The following is a 22,527-nucleotide window of genomic DNA, read 5'->3' as shown; positions in this document are numbered from 1 at the left end:
CACCGCCAACACCCTACATTTTCTGAACCTACGTCAAAACTGCACGACGGAAATTGTACACAGCTACCTGGGACAGAATAAATAGTGTAAATGTCACCACCAAACCAGTCAGCATTACGGGCTCGTAGCCCTCAACCAATACAGAAATAAGCCGCGAAGAACCATTAAATAGAAAGTACATCGAGGCAGGAAGTATTAATAACCACTCTTTGCGAAAGGCACCAATTGCTGTAATAATCGCTAAGCTAAGTGTGGGGGCACCGAGAGTACGTAGGTTAGTGAAACCGTAATTAGTTGTGGCATCAAACCCTGCTGGACCATTAACAACTTCCGGGAAAAGCATGGTCACTAAGCCAGCCGAACCCAATATAAGTACAAATATACCGGAAAGAAATTGTGCGAAACGAATCATATTAAATATTCCATCTGGTTGATTAAATGAACAGAATGAGAACTCAAAGATCCCCTGAAAAATTCCTTATCATTTCTGCGAGACCTCAAGAGGCCCTTAGCCCGGATAACAGACCAAAGCAGTGCTACTAATTGACTGTATCAAGTCTCACTATTTTTGATTGCGCAGGGGGCAGAGTGATTAGCATTCAGGCTTCCAGCAAACATGAGCAAGTAATAAAAGTGACTGGTTTATAGTCTTCAGCGGTATCAGCTATAGTTTGCCCTAGGAGGGTTCTAATCAAACCACCAGGACGACAACTAATGCTCGTCGGGCTAAACGTAAAACCAACATCACCATTAGCACCAGCAATGAGCATGTATTCATTCTTTACCCCCTCAATAACAAGAGGGTTTAAATATAACGACATATCGTTAGAAAAGTACGCTGTTAAGACAAGGACTAGATTAACCAGCAAGCCAACACTTTACTTGGAACATCCAGTCAAGGATTTGTACAAATCCGTCAAATCGCCTTTTTACGCATTTGGGAAGGGGCTACTTGATAGTGCTGCTTGAACACCCGGGAGAAGTAACTAAGCTCATCAAAACCACACTCCAAAGCAACTTCAGTCAGGCTAAGATCGCTATTGAGAATCAGCTGCTGTGCTTTCTCCATCCGTTTCGAGGTAATATATTTCGTGGCACTACTGCCATAGACTTGCTTAAATTTACGAGTAAATGTTGACTCGCTCATATGGCATAGAAAAGCTAAATCCGCCAGCTTCAGAGAGGAGTATAAGTGAGCTTGCACCACTTCCTGAAGTTTAGGCTGTTGCCTGATGAACAACTGCCCCAACATCTTCACAACTGTTCCACTGCTATCGAGCCTGGGGATGAGCTCTACTAATTCTCGAATCTTTAATACCACCAGTGGCTCACTGAATACTTCTGGCTGCTGGATATAGTCAATTATGCTACGCATATAATTAGAGAGCAGTACAGATTCCTGCAGGCGCTCAGCCGAGGGGGGCTGATTATTGGACTTATTATCCTCCTTAACAGCAGCCCTTCTTTCGCCATTATTACCAAAGACATCAGGCATACCACTTGGGTAGAGTCTCTGTAATAGCTCTGACGTTAGCCGAAAACCGATGAAATTAATTTCATTGTTTATTCCATCTTCATGCCACTGATTAATAAAATTATCTGTCTTCATTAGCACAGTGGCACCTGGACTCAAGGTGAGGGTTTCATCACCACAAACCAGGGTTGAACAGCCACTAATTACGTAAACCAGCCTTGCCTCATCAACTAAACGGTCTTGATAACTTAACGGTGCCCTGAATTTACGCTGACCAATTACCATTTTCCCTTGTATTTTAAATACAACTGATTCTTCACTATCTGGCATAAATTATTATCTTTAACAGGAGATATTTGTTAGCAATAAAACATGAAGTCCATCAATTTTTCAACCTGTAAAAACAAACAATCACAGGTGACACCTAGTGCTTTCCAGGCAAATAATCAAGTTAAAATGGGTGCCCATAAAGAATGTGTTCTAGCAAAAATTCCCGAAAACAATAGCCTAGGGAGCTTCTGAATATTTACTTAATATCTTTACGTACCTTGCTGACTGCATCTGCACAAGTTGACGGTATAAGCAATTTGCCCACTGGAGATTACTCTCCACGTCTTTTTGGCGCCCACAACCCCAAGCAAGTGACCAGGAAGTCATTATTATATATCCTTGATTACTTATATGGCTAATTAAATGAAAGCTCACCTGGAGGTGCAAGCCCAACCTTAGACAGAATAGCCATGGCTTGTTGGAGGGGAATGTAAATTTGCAAGCGAACCCCCTTAAGGTGGTATTGACCAGAGTCTTAAGCTTGATAGATTACGGCTTAACCCACCTTTTACAAAACAAGTACCTGTACTGACACGCCAACTAAAGAGTAAACATCTTCTCGAAATGTCAGGCAGTCAAGACTAATTTGTTGCAAGAAAGAGGATCATATAAAAAACCTATATCATCAATGTTCGACTAGAAGACTGTACTGTGCAATAAAATTTAGGAAATAATTTTAAGATTCCGCAAGCACAGAATTAACTCACCCACAAATAATACATATAATTAAATTAACCTAGAACAATATTATCTTCGTACAATTTCTGGCATCACAAGTATAAGCAACGCAAAGTTATAGAATTTATCAACTCAACCTCATATACGAGATAATTGAGCTTTCCGAAGTCGCTCTGCTAGCTCCTTAATAAGTTCAACGCAACTTTTAATGATCTAAATCGTAAATAAGGGTTTTTACCAATCTGGTAATTTGAAATATAGAATGCCCCTCAAAGAGGCTTTATTTTACACCCTACTCTGCCCATTACCTGACACCTTATTCAATCCAAATCTGATATCGACATCAGGCCAAAGCATGCTATCGAGTAACGAATTCCACTTGGGCAATCCGTGTAAAACAGCTTCCCTAGAAAGGACAAAAGATATACAATTCACCCTTCTGGATAGGATTCAGATCACATTATCCATCAAGGATTATTAATTATCTTTTCGTGACTTTTACCATGAGAACCATTCTAGTTTTATTGTTTGCCTTGACCGCACAATCTGCCTTTGCAAGCATTGAGCGATCCCCGTCCTCTAAAATTAAGCGTATTACATCCTACCACAATCAAGATATCTCTATAGTTCTTGAAGAAAATGGTGATAATTGTTCAGGAGGATACTGGATCGATGAAACTAGACCGGGATACTCTTCCAATCTAAGCCTGCTGATTTCCGCCTATCATGCAGGGCTTGCAATCACTATTCGCGGCTACGATGATGATTTGTGGAGCGGATCATCAAACAGCTACTGCAGAATTTATGCGGTAGAATATGGGTATATTTAATTATAAATACTGAACTTACCCTCTTTAAAGAAAGTGATTAGCGGCAGGCGAAGCTAACCTGCTGCAAATTCAAAATTAGTAACAGCGCCAGTTTAGATTTCCTATTCTTAACTCCCCTTTTGCAGGCACAAAGCTACCACAAGAAAACCCCCTATTTAGAAAAGGCTGCTGATCCTACCATTCTAGATACTTTCTCCATGCATATAGCAAAGCTCCTGTTCTTCCTAAAACTTAAGCCTTCTCCGGAAAACTCTCGATGATAGATAATAGGATGAAAGACCTTCCCATAGTGTGCCTGAACGCAAAACCCACAAGGTACCTTCGAAATATATTCGGTCATCTATGGGTTTTGGACCACCCTTACGACACTATTCTGAGGGAGGCTGAATTCAATTAATTTTCACTCATCGTAAGCCAGTTCTGACTTTAATAAAATCGCAGCCACTCCTCTTCTACTTTGTAAGCGCAAGTAAATAGTTGATTCCAATTCATAAATAGTCACTAGCATTACAAGATAAGATTTTACATCTTGTGTGCTGATGCATTTGACACGCTTCATCTCCCCCACCCCTAGTACAGCTCAGCAATGCATCCGTATAAGGTGATGGTTATGCTTGCACAACTCTAACTCATCAAGAGGTCACCACGTATAAATGTAAAAACCACTCTTCGATACATCGAGTAAGCTGCATAGCTTATTGACATCGCCCCCTTATGGTTGCTCTCGATTTTCCCAAGAGCTTTACTTTTTAGTAAAAGAACCGCTCGGCCTTTTTAGCAGGTCAATCTAGCCGCTGCCATTGAAGAGCTACGTACTAGCTTCTTGATTTTCTTTCTGCGGCGGCGAGCATATCTTCTATATCACAAACAAGATCTGTTCCATCGGGGCGACCTTTAGTTGACTTCATATCCTTATTTTCCTATAGATCTTATTGCGGTACCCAATCTGCCACACCCTTTGACTGAATATCAGCATGATTAGTCAACTGTACGACCTGAAGATTTTAATCCAGCATGTAACAACCGCAGCTTCACTTTTTTGATCTTCCACATTCTGAAAATCTTTCATGAACAGTGAATACATGTCACCTTTCTCACTAGAGCCTTATGGAGCCTCCCTATTTTAATTATCCCAATTTAATCCATCTTAAATAAAAAAACCTACCTGACGAGCAAGACGCCACAAACAAAGGAAGCATATAACTGTAAATATTCTTAAAGAAGTCAACACCATCACGCGAAGCCAAATTAATCACATAAAGAAAAATAAAAACAACAATAAATATAACAAAAAACAACTTAATACCTAGAGAGAAACTTTTTCCTTTCTCAATAAGAAAAGCAGGAACAAACAAGACGCAAAACAACACAAAAATTATAAAGATAAAATTCATCTTCAGTTACCTATTACATGTTCAATTGCACTACCGGTACCAAATCCAGAAGTAAAGCCATTTAGCTCCCAGATAGCAGCACCTCCCACAGATCCAGTAGCCGATCCTGCCTTCGAAAAACTGGCCCAACTGCTATAGACGCCCCTCCACTAATTACTGCGCTTTTTAGTGAGACGGGGTTCCCCATCCATGAGTCATACAACATGCTGCTGCCTACTGAAGCAACACACCCAACATTAACCACACAAACCGGAGCTCCAACTACAGCCAAAGTCTCATGTCTAATACTTTCCGCTAAGCTTGATGGGATTCCCATAACCATATCTTTACCTAGAGTACCTGGAGGAGCTTTTGGGCCAAACGGACCAGGGATTCCAAAACTATCACCAACTTTTGCGGAGCCCCAACTTGGTATTGACATATCTGTTTGTGGAATCTCTTTGGCCCAACAGTATAAGGAGCTGCAAATTCGCGGGTGTAGGAAGGTGAAAAGCGCCAACCGCAGTCCCCTGAGGCTATAGCCAAGAGGAAATGATGACTATCAAGGTGCTCTTATACTTCTCTTGATCTATGGGTGTCCTGAATTCGACACGGTATATAAAATAGCAATCTCTTAACAAAGCTATCAAATCGCGTAATACACCAGCCGCGCACGTATCAGCATAAGGCAAAAGCAAATAGTATAAAGGGCGCACTTCCTATCACGAACCATCTACAGTTTCACCAATTTCGACCCCAGCCCAAAATTCATTTTACTTCCAAAAAAAAATTTATGGTAAGAACTAAACACATCACCATGCTCTTTATTTCTGGACCCTCTGCATCAACAACATTGACTTTACCGTCAAAACAACGATCGGCAGCAGGCATAGAGTAAAATACGCACTTACATTAGATGCAACCCTAGCCCAAGGAGAAGCCATCAGTAGTATATCGGCCTTCATAGGCGACCGCTGAAATACTTAAAAAAGCATCCCGAAAATTAAATATCTCTTTATCTCATACACTATTAACACCTTGCGCAATTATTCAAACAATAAAATCACTTAAAGCAACTGAGATAGCAGCCGGCTTACACTCAACACAACCTTTACTTCAATAGCCGAGCCTATACACTAAGAATAACTTTACCCCCTCAAAAAAATGCTTCGCTAGTTAGCATCGCAATTACTTTCATTTACAACCTTGTAACGCACGACAACCTTACTATCCTTAAGCACTTCTTGAATACAAACCCTCGAACCAGTAGAGAAAAAACGATCTGACCAAACATCGTTTATTTCACTTCCTGCTCTCCTCACTGACAGGAAAAATCTTGGCAGTCCCTTAGCCCCACTAGCAGGGCCAGTGCCATGAGATAAAACAACTTCCACCATAAAAGACTTACCTGGCGCTAAATTTCTTGTCGAGTTAAATGCCATAAACAGTGCAAAAACAGCTACTAGGAAAAATATCAACAAGCTAAAAAACCCTTTAAGTGGATAGAATAAAATCTTCAATTTCAATCTAAAACTCATAATCTTTATTTCGCCACTAATACGGCCCCAACAGCGGGCGCCACTACTCTTGGAATTGCTGCACCCCCTATCACTGCGCCCCCCTGTGAAGCAGTAAAGAATACCTCCCCCATATATGTCCCAGATGCCGCCACATTAGGAACACCTTGGATTTCGGCCATAGCAGTTAAGGCTCGGTAAGCAGCGATCTTTCCCGTAGGACTTCCCAAATAAACTGCTCCAGCGCCAACTCCTTCACCGATTACTAGCGGAGCTGAAGTTGCTACAGCAATAACAGTTACAACTTGTGAATGTGCTTGATTTATCAAGCGCTGATTCCAACCAGTTAATTGTAATTCAGTACCTAGGAGTCCTGTATTTGCTCTAGGCCCAAATGGATCTGGAATTCCAAAACTATCACCAACTTTTGCGGAGCCCCAACTTGGTATTGACATATCTGTTTGTGGGACTTCTTTGTGCCCTACAGTATTCGGAACTGAAAACTCCGGATCATACGAAGGTGAAATATCTAGCTCCACTGCCATATCAACAGTTTTGACACCTATTTCTAACTCTATCTCACCAAAATCTACCCGAGGTCTATTTTGTTCCGCAAGGTTAGCCAATCTTTCTTGATATCGACCAGCAATACCTGTGATCAATGCGCTAAATGCCGACGACTTCGCTCCATTTGCAAACTTACCACCAGTAGCCTTACTGATAGTTCCCCCGACAGCAGCGCCAACCGCGGTTCTGCCAAAAATTTGTATTGCGCCATTTCCTTGTAGCCCTGGTATTCCACCTGTAATTCCCCCGACAAAAGCAGATGTGAAGCCATGCCCGAACTTTCCACCTTGAAGGATCGACGTAATACCTCCTGCAACCCCAAATTTAAGACCTTCAATTAAGAACTGCTTTCCTGTTGCGCCTAGCAGATCAATATATCCACCTCCACCACCACCCAAATAGGTTAACGCTGCTGAAGATATGCCTGAAACCAATGCATCAGAAAACGATGCACCATTAATCATCGCCTCAGTAAAGCCAGCAACTCCAACCATGATCGCAGCAGTTACTAATTGCACATCCAATGCAATTGCTACCGCGGCCGCAATTAAAGTTACAAAATATCCACTTGGATCAGAAGCATTCAACGGATTGTTCCGCACATAACTATAGCGGTTATACATCTGCGTATCCGCAGCAGCCTGAATAAATGGATCAGCCTGCATAAAGCGTCCTAAACGCGGATCATAGATGCGGCCATTCATATGAATCAGGCCCACCTCATCCAGCATTTCATGGCCGGTGTAACCACGGGTGGTTCGGCTGTGATCGAAGCTCGATAGCGCTGTGAGAGAGAGTGCATTCCAGCTAGTCGTATCCCTACGTTGCCCCCAGGCATCGAAGGACATCTCCTGCACTACAGTACCAGCCTCATCGGTAATCAGATCCATGGAACCCAGATGATCTTTGTACAAGAACAGCTTGTCCTTGGATAGCACCTTATAATCCAGATCCGTTTTTACGGTATAGATAGCTGTACCACCCAAGTGCCGCTTCCATTCAATTTCATTGGGAGTACTGGACTTTTGGACACGCTCGATACCACCGATATACCAGGTCTCCGTCACTTCGCCATTATTACTATTGCTGTCCTTGCGGTAATACCGACTATGGTTAGGACCATAGAGGAACTCTGTGGTGCTGTTGCCCTTTTTGATCAGGGAGGCTTTATCGAAAGTGGTGTAACTAATAGTCCGACCACCGTCGAAACCATCTGCGGTCATATTGCCATTGGCATCGTAGTTGTAGCTAACGCCGCCGGCTGTTGTCACGGCATGTGGCCCTGCCCCATTCTCACCGTAGACATAATCCCCTACGCCAGCCTTATAAGTGATATTGCCGATCGCGTTATAACGAATATCCTGTTCAGAGGTACTGAGACCACTGCAACTAAAGCTACTGCTACCGACATGGGTTTTGATCAAGCGGTTGAGGTTGTCGTAACAGAAACTCTCACGTAGATCCTTCTTACCACTTTGGTTGTGGCGGCTAGTAAGGTTGCCCAGGGTATCCCACTGATAAGTGATATTTTGAATGCCAAAGGCGCCCAATACTGTGGAAGTCTGGTTCAGTAATCGACCGGTCGTGCTTTCGTAGCTAAAGCTCGTGGTGGCACCGTTGCCAAGCAACTGTTCTTTCAACTGACCACGCGCGGTTTGATCTTTTGCCTCTTGGATTAGGTCCCCAGTTGCAAGATCTACAATTTTGTATAAATAGCCATAGGTATTGTAAAAGTTCTGAATACCCGACTTTCCATCATCGAGCATGCTATCCAGGGCATCATAGCTATATTCAATACGCCCATGACCATCGAACACAGTGGTAGAAATATAGGAGGGTTGAGAGCCATCCCCATCAAAATCCACGGCCTGAATATGGTTTCGACCAACATAGTCATACTGATACACCGCCTGGTAACCTGAGACGCTGTCCATGACCATCTCTACCTGTCCCAGGCCATTGGTAGCGCTGTCATAGAACCAAGCGACATCGCTGGTTGGAGCAGAGTCACCCTTCAACTTTTCGGTACGAGTCGACTGCCGACCCAACTTGTCATAGGTGAACTCTACAGTATGGCCATTTGCATTGGTTTGCTTTTTAAGCTCACCGTAACCCGTATATTCGTATTGCCAGTCTCCCTTATCAGGGTCATCCATGCTGATTTTACGACCTAGATCGTCATACTCGATGGTGACCACAATGGGATAGTTGAGATCATCGCCTTCATCGATATGACTACCCGCACTATTCACCTTACCCCATGACTTGGCTTTATGCAGATTACCCTGACTGTCGTACTCATAAGTAAGGCGGCCGTCTATAGCATCGACAACTTCAATCAGTTCTCCAGCGACATTTTTTATCTCAAATTTCTGCTGACCTTTATCATTTGTAGTAATGGCCTTAAGACCTGCATATGAAATAGTCGACTCAGCATCATCTGGAGTAGTTACTCGGGTTGGACGGCCGAGCAGGTCATACTCCATCTCAGACCATAGTCGTGTATCACCAGAGAAGTAAGGTTCGCTGGTAAATTTCACCCGACCTAGATTGTCGTACTCTTTGTCGGCGTAGATTCTCTGGTTAAACCCCTTGGTTTCAGTACGAATAGAACGGCCTAACGAATCAAAGTACTCCCTGCTCCAGCTGCCAGTACTACTACTGATGGTAACCATGTATTGGCCACCAGCTGGGCATCCGATTACACAGCGCTCATATTCAGTGATTTTGTCAGCACCAGTATTGCTTCGGCTAATCGTCTTCCGACCAAATTGATCATAGGCAAATACCGTTACCAGACCATTCATTCCCTGAATTTCCAGTGGAGCGCCAAATTGATTGCGAGAAACCACTTTCTCTGTCAGGTGGCCGAGCGCGTTATAGCTTTCCGATACAAATCGACCGGAAAGGTCATACACCGTAGTTGCACTACGCTCTTCTTCACCGGAAGCCGCTACTGTCTTTTTATTAACATTGCCAAAATCGTCATATTCATAGGACGTTGTCTGCTTGTACTGTGATTGATTTGGCTCAATGGTTTCAGTCTTCAACAGCCCTTGGTGGATACCTGATGAGTAATAAGTAAATGCCGATTCCCGTATATGGCTAGACATGCCAGGGCGAGTGTTTGTCACTTTTGAGCTAACAAGTCGGCCTTTCTCTTTTTCCCAGGTAGAGCTTCCGTAAGTATTTTCTGTTTTCTTGGTAAATTGCTCACCAGAGACACCGTCTTCAGTGACTAAGGTAATACTGAGCACATTGCCATAGGCATCATAACTGTTAGTAGTGGTAACGACTTGCAGTAAGTCTCCCTGAGCGGCACCTTCGTCTTTAAGATCGTAGGTTTCTTCTACCGCCTCATAAATATACGGCTGGTAAGGTGCTTGCGGTTGACCACTGCCACTCCAGCCCTGCAAACGCCAGTTGTTCTCAGCCTTACTTAGAAGTTGCCCCTCTTTTGAGCGGGTTTCTGTTTGCAGCGGCATACCTACAAATGGGAAATCCTGACGGTATGTAGTTTCCGTGACCACACCTGTTTGATTGTCGGTGGTACTAATTTTCTGGAAGCCCAGCATACCCCGGCCCGCTGCCTGGAGCTTCATTTGATGGTAGTGATAGGACACCGAACTTAACGAAGTCTGGTTTACTGAGCCAGGGGCGGCGCTGGCGGCTGGAGCGGAACTCTCAACTTTAGAAACCAGATACATGGGACTCAATATATCTAATACCGGCTTATCCTTACCTAGGGTATGACTGCCACTAGGCAGTGTCCAATTTCCATTTAGCGCAGTATAAAAAGCATCATTACTGCCTTCTGTCGATATATCCAGGCGAGAGTAGACCCCATCGCTCACCATGTTTTCATAGGTGACTTGGGTAATATTTCCTAAGCCATTATCAATTTTATTAATAACGTTTCGCGGAGTATTTTTGTATTGGGAGTCAAGGGTATTATCCAATCGGGTATAGACTTTACCACTAGAATTATCATATCGGTGGTAATCAGGCTCTCCGTCGCCGTCAGTGTCTGCAAACCAAATTAAATCATTATCTTCCAGGCCGCCACAGGCAAGATTACGCTCTATGAGTGAAGAGAAACAGGGGGGAACAGCATCAAAATTCTTACGATCACCTAACTCAACAAAGTCGCCAGTATTTTCATCGAAGAATCGAGCATAAACCATATCACTACTGGAAGAAGGCCAGACAAAATCTTGATAGCCATCGTTATTAAGGTCTACAAAAGTACCTCTACTACCGCCCAGATAGCCCAAGAAAACAAAGCCTGTACCGGTACTTAACTGGCCGTGTAAGCTACCTGAATCCGAGGTATAGGCAATATCAGTAAGGCCATCACCATTAATGTCTACTGCGATTGGACTTTTGGTCGCATTGGTAGTTGAAAGGATGCCCATGGAGTTGAACTCCCCAGCATCCTGATCAAAAGTTGCAACCTCAAACCCCTCAGAGGTTGCCACCACAATATCCATTGCACCGTCGCCATTAAAATCCCCCAGGGTATCTGGAACACGGCTGCCGGAATTCATATTGCTGGCGCCAGAAATATTTAATGGATAGGTGATGTAATCATCACTGAACTTGTAATACCGGTCAGATAAAGCCGCCTCTCCAGAAGCCTCGAGCAAACGAACGAGTACTTTTGCTCCAGAACTACTACTGTAAGAAACTGAGATGTAGTCCGCCAAACCATCTCCATTGAAGTCGGCAAAAATTACATCTTTATTGGATCTTCCCGTACTGATTGGCCTTGAATCCAGTTTCCAGCGCTGACTCCCACTATCGTAGCGGCTTAAGAAAATATGCCAGTAATTACCAGAAATTCCATAGGCTGTACGGGGATTATAAATTGCTAAATCATGGCGGCCATCACCATTGTAATCTAATACTCGAACGGCAAAACCCTTACCAACATTAGAACTGGTATAGTATTCAGAGCTAAACACTCCACCGGTAAAACTCTGCTTAACAAACGTTGAACCGTTCGAAATTGCGTATTTAACACGGATATCAGTGTCACTTCCATCGTCACTGTATCCCTCAATCCAAACGATATCCTGCTTACCATCGCCATTAAAGTCTGCGTATTTATAATCGCTTAAAAAACGATTTTTAGTTGGGGAAAAGTCTATTGCTTCTGATTGAGGGCCATATTGTCGCCACGGTGCCTGCAACCAATCGAAACTGATTGCCGGAAGGCATTTAGAATTTACGCACTCCTGTAATGATGTTAGTAATGAGGTTCTATCGTTATAATTATCGTCAGGAATAAAAGGCAGAACCGGTTTATACTCCAGATTATACTCGCGAATTACACTCTCGCTGGATTTTGAAATAATTTTCTCCAGCCGCTTAGTGGTAGTCAGTTCAAAACCTGAAGTAAAGCCCCGGAGATACTCAGGGCGAGCTTCGTAGACAAACTCTATTTCTGCCTGATAGGTGCCGGAGCCATAAGCATAACGAATGAACTTAACGCGATGCCCTGTTTCCGAACTACCGTCATAAAGGAACTCGATATGATTACCGACACTGTCTTCAAAACGACTTTGCGCCCAGGTAAGAACGTGATCTCCCACAAGTTGTTTCGAATCACTGCTTTCTCCATAGTAGCTAACTGATCCGTCCTTACGCTCCACCTTGAAATAAGCTGGCTTGCCAAGACTGCCACCAATAGAGGTAATCTTTGCAAAGGAGTCCATTTCTGTCTTATAAACCGCACCCTCAGCACCATATTGCAAATTACTTACATTTATTAAGCGCTGCCCATCAAGGCAAAATCTATCGGATTCGGTCCAGTTAATTGGTCCCACATTGCCATCAATAGATAGGGTTTGTCGACATCGGGAGATACCCGAAAGACCACCAATAGCCCAGCCCTTACCAACAAGACCATTGCCCCCGCTACTGCTATAGTTCAGCGAAACCTCAGGTACAACACCAGCGGTGCCCGCTGCGGTGGCTATCGGAACAGAGTAAGTAGCAGCACCAGATTCATTCACCCTAAACTGACCGCCAGAGGCACCTGCCATGTTGGGAGTTCGAATATTGTCTGGAGTCGTATAGCTACTAAAAGTGCCACTCTCATCCGCTTCAAATAGAAAGTTTCCAGCAGAAATATCATCCCTACCGTCACTATTATGATCCTTAACAGCTATAGAGTTCGGGCTTACATTAGTAAGGATTGCAGCAGCATAAGAGATGTCATCATCACGGCTCTCGATAGATAAGACTTGAACTAGCTCAGGTAAACCATCCCCCTCGGCATGGATAACCAATGGCATGGTTGTTAGCACTAATAAGTCAGAAAGACCATCACCATTAAAATCCCCCACCACAGAAAGATCATCATCTAAGGGCTGGAGATCCGCGACCTCCGACTCAGATAATGTTATTTCTCTCGGATCTTCGTAATCTTCACTACCAAACTTTAAGTACAGAACAAAATTCGGCAACTGCGGCATCACTACCGGAGTGGAAATGTCCCCATGTAAAAGAATTACCGGACGATGGTATTCAAAATATAGATCTTCGCGTCCGTCACCATCAATGTCTCCGAGGTAAATCTTATAGCCATTCTCCCGTATTCCAGTTGAAGAATTTGCAGTAACAGAAAGCATACCTGTAACTAATAAGCACAGGAGACCAATAACGGAACGCATAGAGTCAAACCCGGAACAACCGGCCCCAAAACATATTTTTATGAACTAACAAGAAAAAGTTAGCTCTAAACATCAAAGCCGCGCAATGTACGAAATACATCCAGCTGAGGCAAGTATATTTATAACTATTAATTCCCTCAGGCTCATGACCAACAAACCTAATAGAGTATTTACTAAAAAAACAACCCATCTTAAGATTTAAGCGCAGAAAATAATTCACGATTAAATTAGTGGTGAGCACTTTCAGCCTATTAAAGGCGAAATATACAAGACACAAAATTTCGCATCAGTGAATGGCAAGTCTAAACTCAAGCACCGATCAGAGTTTTTAGGTGAAGTATTAAGATCTAACAAAATCCTACAAAAAGGAACATATTACCCATAAAGATATTGTTCCAAAAAACAGAGCAAATTGAGAATTTTTCTATTTGATAAGTTTTATAATATACAAAATAGAAACTTCAGAAGATCATTTAAATATTAGATTGCTGCAGCTTTTCATTAGTTACAACGATAGCTATTTGGGGTACTTTTTAGAGCATTAGCTTTACCCATAAAAAGCGCACTATTCTTGAGCCTAATAAGTACTCATATAGTCAACAAATACTGCTAATAGCAGATGCAATAGCGATTAGTATATCTCGGACATGATCACACTTGAGAATTAACCTCAACTTTAATTCCTACCGGATCAAAAAATACTAATTGCCGTACATTGCGTCCGGGCACATCCATTAGGTGATTGGCGACTCCCAACGCATCCAGACGCTGCTTAACCGGCTCAAGCTCATCTGTACGGAAAGCTATGTGATCCAGGTAGGGTTTCTCAGGCTGGTCACCACTCACCTCACCGTCTATTAAATGCAAAATAGCCCTACCACTGCCATAGAGCCAAAATCCATTACGCTTGAAATTTGGCCTCTCACCCTCGGTCAGACCGAGAACCTGGGCATAGAAGTCCCGTACCCGCTTTAGGGTTTCCATAGGAGCAGTAATATTGACGTGGTCGAGTTCCATCTGTTTTCCCTAATTTACAAGGCACATCCTTGTGCCTGATTATCAGCAAGTTATCTATCTATAACTTACACAATACTCTTGTTCCGCAACTCTTCTACTTGCTCGTCACTTTTACCAAGCAAATCTCGCAATACTTCCTCAGTGTGCTCACCCAATACTGGCGGCGCCTGGGCGTATTCGAGTGCGGACTCGGAGAAGATTACAGGGTTGCGCACGGTCTTCACCTTTCCAGCTTCCGGATGATCCTGCTCAACCACCATACCCCGGGCCTGTACTTGAGGATCAGCAAAAACCTCCTCCAATGTATTGATAGGCCCACAGGGAACATGAGCATCACTAAGGTGCTGGAGCCACCAAGCGGATTCGTGCTTACGAGTCGCAGCTTCAATCTGCGGCACCAATTCTTCACGGGCCATAACCCGCGCTGAATTAGTCCCGTAGGCAGGATTTTCTGCCAGTTCTTCTACACCTGCGATTCCGCAGAAGCGTTTAAACTGGTCATCATTACCCACTGCCAACATAAAATAGCCATCTTTTGAAGGGACTGCCTGGTAGGGGACTATATTGGGATGGCCGGTACCCTGTCGCTCAGGGCTTTTACCAGAGGTAAGGTAATTTTGGGCTTGGTTAGCCAACCATGAAACCTGGGTATCCAATAAGGCGAGGTCGATATGCTGGCCAACGCCCGTATGCTGCCGGTGAACAACAGCTGCCAATACAGAAGATACCGCGTACATCCCCGTCATCAGGTCCGCTACGGCCACCCCCACCTTTTGCGGGCCCGCACCCGGTTGCCCTTCCGGCACACCAGTAATACTCATCAGACCACCCATCCCCTGGATCATCGCATCATAGCCTGCTCGATTTTTGTACGGGCCAGTTTGCCCAAACCCTGTAATCGAGCAGTAGATAACACCAGGATTGATCGCCTTGATGGATTCATAATCCAGGCCGTACTTTTTCAGCCCATCTACTTTGTAGTTTTCAAGAAGAATATCGCATCGGGCTGCCATCTCCTTGATCAAGGCCTGGCCATCTTCAGTAGTGATATCTACGGTAACTGATTTTTTTCCGCGATTGGCACTTAGGTAGTAAGCGGCATCAGCAGTGTCATTTCCCTTCTCATCCTTTAGGTAGGGAGGACCCCAGTGGCGAGTGTCATCCCCTCGTTCCGGGCGCTCTACTTTAATAACCTCAGCCCCAAAATCAGCAAATACCTGCCCAGCCCAGGGTCCGGCGAGAATACGACTTAAATCGAGTACCTTTAAGTGTGCGAGTGGACCTGCCATAACTTCCTCATATCGCTTACTTGCGGGTTAACCGCATATTTTTGCGGCAGCCTAACAGATAAATTGTGCCCGCGCCCTGATTGGCGTCTGTAGATATTCGTCTTAAACTTAGGAGTCTCTGAATAAACCCGCGATACGGCTAGCTTACGGAGCGATTCATAGTTAAGGCGCGACCTCGCAGCAATGCCTGGACCTTGCAAGAACTCGCAACGCAGAGATATTACGGTTTTGTTCAGCGGCTCCCCAGATTGTGCAATAAAAATAAGGAGGCACAGCATGGCCGCAATAGAAGCGCAAAAATTTGAATCTTTTCGCGAGTTTTATCCATTCTACTTACAGGAACATAGCAACCTCACCTGTCGTCGGCTGCACTTCTTTGGTACCAGTCTGGTGTTCGTGACAATAATTGCGGCTGTAGTAACTTCCAATATGTTGTGGCTAGCAGTTACTCCTGTCGCGGGCTATGGGTTTGCATGGATCGGGCACTTTTTCTTTGAAAACAACCGCCCGGCAACCTTTAAGTATCCGTTCTACAGTTTTATCGGGGACTTTGTTATGTTTAAAGATATGCTGATCGGACGAATCGAACGCTAAACAAACTATTTTTTTTTGGCCGACAAACCGTATTTCCGCAATTTGTTGGCCACAGCGGTATGAGAGATACCCAGCTCCTTAGCCAGCTCCCTGGTTGAGGAGTGACCTTTGATAATATCCGCCAGCAACGCCCTCTCCAGCTGCTCCATCATTTCCTTATAGGTAAGTCCACGGCTCCAGTCCCGCCAGGGAAGTTCCGCCTTAAGCATTAAATCCGGCACATCCGCACAACTGATCGACGCCGCCCCTCTAATCAAGCATTGACTGGATGCGGCCATTAAATAGTCCCTGAGGCCGTTGAAGTTATCCGGCCAGTCATGGAGTTTGATCAACTCCATGACCTCGCTATCAAAATTGAGCTCACTAGCCTCTGGAGACTCCTGGCGCATTAAAGTACTGGCATAGCGCGGCAGAGCCGGTCGCATATTTCGCAACGGGGGCAAGGACATCGCTAACGACGAAAAGAGCTGCGCAAGTGGCGGCGCAATAGATTCCCTATCAATAGCGGTGGCCACCAATCTCAGCGATGCCGGCAAATTGCGGAGTTTTCTCAATAAATCAACTTGAGCTTCTGTTTTGAGAGTATGTATATCCTCAAGAATCAAAGTACCCGTTCGACGAAGATGTGAAGGCAGCTGCATAGTGCCGTCACGGGGGATAATTCGATAGCAATCAGCCCTTGAGGCCGATGGGGAGAGGTAATGCACCGCACAGGCAAACGCTGTCTTTCCTGTGCCCCGCTCACCCAGTATCAACAGCGGTGCACTGAGTTCAGATAAGTCCTGTAACTGGAGGCAACTCCTTCGACGCAAATCAAAATCCCACAACACCATCGGTCTCGGCAGCTCAGTGACAAACTCGCTGCTATCCCAAGGCTGTAAACGCAGTACCGCCCCAGCCAGTGAGTCAACCGCTCCGGGATTTCCCTCCAGAGTTATCGGGGACCAGTCCACACGAAAACTCTGCCCCCTTACCACCAGAGGCAGTCCGTAGCGAGGCACTGCAAAATCCCGCAGCAATTCTGCGACCTGCATAAGCGGCAGGAATCTCTGCAGCTGAAGACCAGGCACCTTGTCCAGGCTCACACCGAAGGCCCTTGCCGCTGCCAGATTGGCAGCGACCACCCTGCCCTCGCGATCCACACTAAGAACCGGATCAGTCACATGACTCAGCAAAGTGTCCAACTCGAAATGACGTCGCTCCAGGGGCAGTAGAGAGATCCTCCGCACCCGCTTAACTCCAGGAACCTGGTGCAGGGACTTCTCGATTGTCTGGTATTGAGTGGCAAGCATCCCGGGCGCTATCAGATAGACCTTATCTCCACTGTCACCCCCGAGCTCACCAGAGGTCACATTTATCCGATATTTACCGAAAATTTGCATTATTTCGTGCAAAATGCCGACACGATTTGCACAAGTAATCTCTACCCGCACAGCGTCACCTGTAAAGAAATGTTTACAGAAAGTGTAATTTGAACTCCCCAGAAGGCGCAATAGCTCGCCTCTACCTCTCCCCACCATGGGCACGCCTGGCTAAAAATAGAGGTCGAAACATAACAACAACAGGTTCAGCGGCAGGTGCTGGGCACTGGGAATCAGCGAGAGCTACCGAGCCGCAGGAGAGACATTCATGAAGAAAGAAGCAAAGAAGGCAAGCAAGTACGTTGCCCGTGAGCCCAATGAAGACGGCTTTATCGAGTATACCGACCTTGAACACCAAACTTGGCAGCGTCTGATTGAACGCCAACTGGATGTCTTACCTGGCCGCGCCTGCGATGAATATATGCACGGCCTGGAGCTGTTGGACCTACCGAAAGACCGCATCCCCCAGCTCGAGGAAATCTCCAGCGTGCTGCGCAGGGAAACTGGCTGGGAAGTCGCCCGGGTTCCCGCTCTTATCGGCTTCGAAACCTTTTTCGGTCTTCTAGCGGATCGCAAATTCCCAGTTGCTACCTTTATACGCACTCCCGAAGAGTTTGATTATCTGCAAGAACCAGACATCTTCCACGAGATTTTTGGCCACTGCGCCATGCTCACCAACCCAGCATTTGCAAACTTCACACAAAAATACGGACAACTGGGCCTTAAAGCCTCGCCTAAAGAACGCGCCTATTTAGCCCGCCTCTATTGGTTTACAGTGGAGTTCGGCCTGCTGAACACCGACGATGGTTTGCGCATTTACGGTGGCGGCATTCTGTCTTCCCCGAAAGAGACACTCTACGCACTGAGTCACCGACCAGAGCGCTACGATTTAGATGCGGTTACCGCACTGCGCACCCCATATCGCATCGATATTGTTCAACCCATTTACTATGTTCTCAACAGCTTGCAACAGCTGCAGGAACTGACAGAAATTGACCTGATGGCCAAGGTCCGCGAGGCCATTGAGCTGGGACTATTCGAACCCCGCTTCCCGCCCAAAGACGCAGCCTGATCTGCATTCAAGATTGGGCGGCCAACTTCCGCCCAATCTTACCTCTGCTAAAAAGCTCCCCCAGAAGCGTTGCACATCTAGGGAAATTCCACTACCAGCACTCTCCCCCTGAGCCTATCGTATCTGCAGTAGGTGTGATGGTAGTTCGATGACTTTCATCCAATAGCCCCCACACCCACTCGCCCAAATACCGTTAGGGGTAGCCAGGGAGGCAATGCAATCAGCGCAAGGACACAAAACCCCTACCTTATAGGGAGCGCATAGCACTATGTCCTCACTTGACGCGATTGATAGAAAACTTCTTGCGATTCTGCAATCTGACGTCAGCCTTTCGATCGAGGAGCTGGCGGAGCGTGTGGGCCTGACAAAAACCCCATGCTGGCGCAGGGTGCAGAAACTGGAAAAGAGCGGCATCATTCGACGCAAAGTCGCCTTGCTTAATGCCGAGATTTTAGGACTTCCGGTCTCAGTGTTTGCCCAGGTTAAAACTGACCAGCACACACCGGAGTGGGCCGACAACTTTGCCGAACATATGGCACAGTTGCCAGAGGTAGTGGCTTGCTACCGTATGGCAGGCGACTACGATTACCTGTTGCGAGTGGTAGTTAGCGATATCACGGCCTATGACCGCTTTTACAAGGAGTTAATCCGGCATGTCGGCATTAGCGATATTGTCTCCAACTTTGCCTTGGAACAGATCAAAAGCACTACCGAGTTACCGATTCCATCCGGTGAGTAAAGTCTCAGCGCAACCACTTGGTAGGCACATAGACCTTTCAGCTGTTCGCACATCTATGGATAATGGTTAAATCTCGCTCACACACAAGGATGGCCTGTGGCGGACAGCTCCCTTTTCCAATCATTCTTCTTGATCTTTAGTGGCGCAGCAATTGTTGCCTCACTGGCTCTTTTTGGACGACAACCGCTTCTGGTCGCTTACATCGCTCTCGGTGTTTTACTCGGCCCATCCGGCTTTGCAGTAATCGACAACCTGCGACTTCTATCTGATATGTCCAGCGTTGGGATTATCTTCCTGCTCTTCCTGTTGGGGCTGGATATGCAACCTCAAGCGCTGGTAGCTGTATTGCGCAAAGCTACATTTGTGGGGGTTGTAAGCTGTGCGATCTTCCTCGGCCTTGGCTTTGGCATAGGCTTGCTGTTTGGATTTACTACCGTTGAATCCTGGGTAATTGGCATGGCGCTGATGTTCTCTAGCACCATTATCGGTATCAAACTGCTTCCCACGACCGTACTTCACCACAAGCACTTGGGTGAACTTATGGTGGGACTTCTTCTTTTTCAGGACTTTGTGGCAATAGTCTGCCTAATGGTACTGCTGAGTGATAACACCGGTGACGAACAGATTTGGCAATTGGCTCTCTCCTTTGGATCGCTGCCACTGCTGATACTTTTTGCTTGGCTAATAGTAAAATATATTTTATTGCCACTTTTTACCCGCTTTGACCGCTTCCACGAATACGTATTCTTAATGGCACTTGGATGGTGCATGGGAATGGCAGAGCTGGCGGAAGTTGTTGGCCTTTCAAGAGAGATCGGCGCATTTATTGGTGGTATCACGCTGGCTGCCAGCCGGATTTCACAGTACATCGCCCTCAGCCTTAAACCCCTGCGAGACTTCTTCCTGATCCTGTTCTTTTTCAGCCTCGGAGCGCAATTCAAGCTGGCCATGCTGCCCGAAATTCTACTTCCTGCCCTGGTCACAGCCGCCGCAGTTCTGGTAATAAAACCCGTTGTATTTCACTTCCTGCTTGGAAATCGCAGTGAGCACAAAGTGCTCTCGTGGGATATTGGATTTCGACTTGGGCAAATTAGTGAATTTTCCCTGTTAATCGCTCTGCTCGCTTATACGCAAAACCTGATTGGCAGCGCAGCATCACATTTAATCCAGGCAACCGCGATTCTTACATTCCTGGTGTCGTCTTACATTGTTGTGATGAACTTTCCCAACCCCATTGCAATCAAGGATGAGCTGAGAAGAGACTAAACCTCTTAGCCTCTTCCAATAGAGCAGTTAAGTTAACCACCAGAATCAACCACAGTGACAAACAGTCGATCAAAGCTTAAACACTCTCTCTGCATTCTTATACAAGAAGAGTTCCGCAACCTCATCATCCAAATCCAGAAGGTGCATTTCCTTTAAGCACATCTCCGGTGTCAGCATGGGATAATTAGTCCCGAACATCACCTTATTCTTACCGTGAGACTTGATAAATGAAACCAACTCTCGGGGGTATCTTTTTGGCTTATAAGCAGAAGTATCTATGTAGACATTGGGAAACTTGGTCGCAAAAGCAATCATTTCATTGTGCCAAGGATACCCAATATGGCCGCAGACAATCTTTAGATCGGGAAAATCGAGAGCAATCCGCTCAATATGGGCAGGACGGCCAGAATCAGAGCTACGCAACGGCCCGGTAAGGCCCACTTGCAAACAAACTGGCACACCCAACTCAACACAAGCCGCATATAGCGGATAATACAAAGGGTGAGTACAAGGCAACTCCCAGAGCCACTGCACAATGCGCAGCCCTTTAAAGTCATGTTCCAAAACGTACTTGCGCAGGGTTTGCACAGCCTCTACTGGCTTTCGCAAGTCCACTGATACCAGACCGCAAAACCTGTCAGGATGAGTTAAAGTAAGATCCAGTACTTCATCGTTGCTAATCAAGGCTCCGCTCGGCCCATGCCAAGCAGAAATCAATGCCTTGGACACATCTGCCATATCCATAGCTGACAGGGTCCACTCAAGGGGCACTTCTTTAAAATCCTGCCCCATCCAGCGCTTCAAAGTATCAAAGAAAGGTTCAGCAAGAAAACGTTCTGTAGGATGCTGGGCCCAAACATCAATCACTTTCATGCTAGCAACTCCCTGCTATTGAAATCCTTAACCGGGAAGGAGAAGCACTTATCCCCCCTCTATTCTCTGGTAACACAAGTATTGCCAGTGAACAGCTACACCCTTTTAAAGAAGTGTTATTGACTACCTACTTGAGAGGCATCGCCACACTACTAAAGAAATCTCTTTCCTTAGAGAAGGAAAACGCTAAAGATGTAACTTTGCCCATAACCCTATCACGGTCAACCAAGCCCCAATATCTCGAATCCAAGCTATCGTTGCGATGATCTCCCATGACAAAGTACTTACCTTCAGGGATCTCAATAGTCTTCCCAATGTATGGCAATGTCTTATTACCACTAAGCTTGAACTGATGCTCCCTGCCATCAATGACTTCCCTACCCAGGATGTCCGAGCCCACCCCACTTTCCAGGCGATACTCAAGCTGAGCTCCATTAACAAACACATTCGCCCCTTCAATACGTAAGCTATCACCAGGGACGCCTATTACACGCTTAACATATAGTTGATCAGTGTGAGGTGGCAAAAAGGTAATAACATCTCCTCTGGAAGGATTCCCCCATTGAGCAACCTGCTTATTGAAGAAAAATAAAGTTGGCCCATAACTCGTCTTATCTACCCACAAAAAGTCACCAGGATGAATAGTAGGCTCCATAGACCCACTTGGTACTGGAGACCAGTCGGCATACGCTGACTTGAAAAAGTACATAAGAAATAGAAACAATATTGCACCGCGGTTGTTTCTTACCGCACTCTTAAAACTAAACCTACTCATTCCCTAAACTCCTTTCCCAGGGCTACGCACCACTTAAAACTGATCACTCAGAAATAACAGAACCTATAAAAACTAAAAAATCAGCCTCTAGCTTT

The 22,527-nt window shown here is 45.5% G+C and carries 14 protein-coding genes; 5 read left to right on the top strand and 9 right to left on the bottom strand.

Going from position 1 to position 22,527, the window contains the following annotated elements; translation table 11 throughout:
* Positions 1-28 precede the first annotated feature (28 nt).
* Together ACJJI6_RS04300 and ACJJI6_RS04295 are read right to left on the bottom strand one after the other, a co-directional pair.
* Entirely contained in the window at positions 29-412 is a 384-nt protein-coding gene (locus ACJJI6_RS04300) for a hypothetical protein (RefSeq protein WP_475712592.1), read from the bottom strand.
* 504 nt (positions 413-916) lie between these two features.
* Positions 917-1,804: an AraC family transcriptional regulator gene (locus ACJJI6_RS04295; RefSeq protein WP_475712591.1), complete on the bottom strand. Its 888-nt coding sequence runs from the start codon at positions 1,802-1,804 to the stop codon at positions 917-919.
* 1,181 nt (positions 1,805-2,985) lie between these two features.
* Between ACJJI6_RS04295 and ACJJI6_RS04290 the strand changes: the two genes are divergently transcribed.
* Positions 2,986-3,312, top strand: coding sequence for a hypothetical protein (locus ACJJI6_RS04290; protein ID WP_475712590.1), 327 nt, complete (start codon positions 2,986-2,988; stop codon positions 3,310-3,312).
* A gap of 2,545 nt (positions 3,313-5,857) precedes the next feature.
* Here the strand turns inward: ACJJI6_RS04290 and ACJJI6_RS04285 are convergent.
* The 4 genes from ACJJI6_RS04285 to ACJJI6_RS04270 all read right to left on the bottom strand — a co-directional run bounded on the left by ACJJI6_RS04285 (position 5,858) and on the right by ACJJI6_RS04270 (position 15,752).
* Positions 5,858-6,211 (bottom strand): hypothetical protein, encoded by a 354-nt coding sequence (locus ACJJI6_RS04285; protein WP_475712589.1) that lies wholly within the window; start codon positions 6,209-6,211, stop codon positions 5,858-5,860.
* A 17-nt stretch (positions 6,212-6,228) separates the two neighbouring features.
* A complete protein-coding gene (locus ACJJI6_RS04280) occupies positions 6,229-13,446 on the bottom strand; it encodes an FG-GAP-like repeat-containing protein (RefSeq protein ID WP_475712588.1) in 7,218 nt (2,405 codons plus the stop codon).
* A 651-nt stretch (positions 13,447-14,097) separates the two neighbouring features.
* The gene (locus tag ACJJI6_RS04275; RefSeq protein ID WP_475712587.1) at positions 14,098-14,463 is read right to left on the bottom strand and encodes a VOC family protein; all 366 of its coding nucleotides are present in this window, start codon (positions 14,461-14,463) and stop codon (positions 14,098-14,100) included.
* Between the two features lie 65 nt (positions 14,464-14,528).
* Positions 14,529-15,752 carry a CaiB/BaiF CoA transferase family protein gene (locus tag ACJJI6_RS04270; protein ID WP_475712586.1) on the bottom strand — a complete coding sequence of 408 codons (1,224 nt, stop codon included), beginning with the start codon at positions 15,750-15,752 and terminating at the stop codon, positions 14,529-14,531.
* Positions 15,753-16,028: 276 nt separating this feature from the next.
* On the opposite strand from ACJJI6_RS04270, the gene ACJJI6_RS04265 reads away from it, so the two are divergent.
* Positions 16,029-16,346, top strand: coding sequence for an Mpo1-like protein (locus tag ACJJI6_RS04265; protein ID WP_475712585.1), 318 nt, complete (start codon positions 16,029-16,031; stop codon positions 16,344-16,346).
* Between the two features lie 5 nt (positions 16,347-16,351).
* On the opposite strand, the gene ACJJI6_RS04260 is transcribed toward ACJJI6_RS04265, so the two are convergent.
* Positions 16,352-17,779: a TyrR/PhhR family helix-turn-helix DNA-binding protein gene (locus tag ACJJI6_RS04260; protein ID WP_475712584.1), complete on the bottom strand. Its 1,428-nt coding sequence runs from the start codon at positions 17,777-17,779 to the stop codon at positions 16,352-16,354.
* A 196-nt stretch (positions 17,780-17,975) separates the two neighbouring features.
* On the opposite strand from ACJJI6_RS04260, the gene phhA reads away from it, so the two are divergent.
* The 3 genes from phhA (at position 17,976) to ACJJI6_RS04245 (ending at position 20,784) form a co-directional block, all read left to right on the top strand.
* Positions 17,976-18,779 carry a phenylalanine 4-monooxygenase gene (gene phhA, locus ACJJI6_RS04255; protein WP_475712583.1) on the top strand — a complete coding sequence of 268 codons (804 nt, stop codon included), beginning with the start codon at positions 17,976-17,978 and terminating at the stop codon, positions 18,777-18,779.
* A 268-nt stretch (positions 18,780-19,047) separates the two neighbouring features.
* Entirely contained in the window at positions 19,048-19,518 is a 471-nt protein-coding gene (locus ACJJI6_RS04250) for an Lrp/AsnC family transcriptional regulator (protein WP_108733441.1), read from the top strand.
* Between the two features lie 96 nt (positions 19,519-19,614).
* On the top strand, positions 19,615-20,784 hold the full coding sequence (locus ACJJI6_RS04245) for a cation:proton antiporter domain-containing protein (protein WP_444897120.1): 1,170 nt from the start codon (positions 19,615-19,617) through the stop codon (positions 20,782-20,784).
* A 69-nt stretch (positions 20,785-20,853) separates the two neighbouring features.
* On the opposite strand, the gene ACJJI6_RS04240 is transcribed toward ACJJI6_RS04245, so the two are convergent.
* Both ACJJI6_RS04240 and lepB read right to left on the bottom strand, forming a co-directional pair.
* Positions 20,854-21,657, bottom strand: a complete 804-nt coding sequence (locus tag ACJJI6_RS04240) for an amidohydrolase family protein (protein ID WP_475712582.1) — start codon at positions 21,655-21,657, stop codon at positions 20,854-20,856.
* Positions 21,658-21,784: 127 nt separating this feature from the next.
* Positions 21,785-22,432: a signal peptidase I gene (gene lepB, locus ACJJI6_RS04235; RefSeq protein ID WP_475712581.1), complete on the bottom strand. Its 648-nt coding sequence runs from the start codon at positions 22,430-22,432 to the stop codon at positions 21,785-21,787.
* Positions 22,433-22,527: the final 95 nt, after the last annotated feature.

The sequence above is a fragment of the Microbulbifer maximicatervae (SeqCode) genome (genome assembly GCF_056232625.1).
Note: the sequence above shows the minus strand (reverse complement) of the source record. Positions and strands in the feature narration are given on the sequence as shown.